Origin of the sequence: Nonomuraea sp. NPDC003709, assembly GCF_040610775.1 — a bacterium.
In the GTDB taxonomy this organism is placed as follows: Bacteria; Actinomycetota; Actinomycetes; order Streptosporangiales; family Streptosporangiaceae; genus Nonomuraea; species Nonomuraea angiospora_A.
The window spans coordinates 1-1,166 of the sequence record NZ_JBEXMW010000100.1; the positions used below are offsets into that span (position 1 = coordinate 1).

Below are 1,166 nucleotides of genomic sequence, written 5' to 3' on the forward strand. Positions count from 1 at the left end.
CAGCGCTTGAAAGTCTGAGGTAACACGGCGTGGTTGCGTGCTCGTGGCGGGGTTCGGGAGTATGCCGGTGGGATGCGTTATCCGGATGGTGGTGGTCTGACCCCGGCGGCGCGAGCCAAGCGTGAACAGGTCCGCTTGGAAGCTGCCGGGCTGTTCGCCTCTGGCATGTCACCGCCCCAGGTGGCCAAGAGGCTGCGGGTCTCACGCAAGTCGGCCTATGTCTGGCACAAGGCCTGGCGGACGGCAGGGGCCGAGGCGCTGGAGTCGAAAGGGCCGGGTGGGCAGCGCTGCCGGCTCAGCGATGCGCAGGTGGAGCGGTTGGAGGCCGCGTTGGACGCCGGTCCGGCCGTGTGGGGGTGGGGTGAGGATCAGCGCTGGACGCTGGCGCGGGTCACGGTGCTGGTCGGCAGGTTGTTCCATCTGTCCTACACCCCGCGCGGGATCTCCTATCTGCTGCATCGGATGGGCTGGAGTCCGCAGGTTCCCCAGCGCCGCGCCGCCGAGCGCGATGAAGAGGCGATCGCCACCTGGGTGAAGGACACCTGGCCGCTCGTGGAACAACGGCGCGGGATCAGGACGCGTGGATCTGCTTCGCCGATGAGGCAGGCCAGTCGCTGAGGCCTCCCAAGGCCCGTACCTGGTCCCGCCGTGGATGCACCCCGACCGTCACCGTCTCGGGCAAGGGCTCCGGGCGCGTCAACCTGGCCGGGTTGATCTGCCTCAAGCCGGGGCAGCGGACCCGGCTGATCTACCGCATGAGGATCTACCGGCGTCGTAAGAACGAACGCAAAGGGTTCAACGAGAGCGACTACGCCCGTCTACTGGACGCCGCCCATCAGCAGCTCGGTGGGCCGATCGTGCTGATCTGGGACAACGTCAACATCCACGTCGACGCCCTGATGCGCAGCCTGATCGACACGCGCCCGTGGCTGACGGTGTTCTACTTACCGACCTATGCGCCCGAGCTCAATCCGGTGGAGACCGTGTGGTCGCACCTCAAACGTGGCCTGGGCAATCTGGCACCCGGCACGCTCGACGACCTCGCCGCGGTCATCCGCAGCCGTCTCAAGCAGATGCAGTACCGCCCCAAGCTCTTAGACGCCTTCCTGGCACACACCGGCCTGATCACAGACCTGAGATCGAGATGACACCCCGAACTTTCATTT

General features: G+C 66.4%; 2 protein-coding genes. Both read left to right on the forward strand.

Annotated elements, in window-relative coordinates; genetic code table 11:
* The first annotated feature begins 72 nt into the window (after positions 1-72).
* Complete coding sequence (locus ABZX61_RS65890; RefSeq protein WP_355213280.1) at positions 73-618, forward strand: winged helix-turn-helix domain-containing protein; 546 nt, start codon at positions 73-75, stop codon at positions 616-618.
* Complete coding sequence (locus ABZX61_RS65895; protein WP_355213281.1) at positions 615-1,148, forward strand: transposase; 534 nt, start codon at positions 615-617, stop codon at positions 1,146-1,148. The genes ABZX61_RS65890 and ABZX61_RS65895 overlap by 4 nt, the downstream gene beginning before the upstream one ends.
* Positions 1,149-1,166: the final 18 nt, after the last annotated feature.

Bases quoted from the DNA above. Each gene is read 5' to 3' on its own strand.
- ABZX61_RS65890 (WP_355213280.1), top strand. From the start codon at position 73: ATGCGTTATCCGGATGGTGGTGGTCTGACCCCGGCGGCGCGAGCCAAG.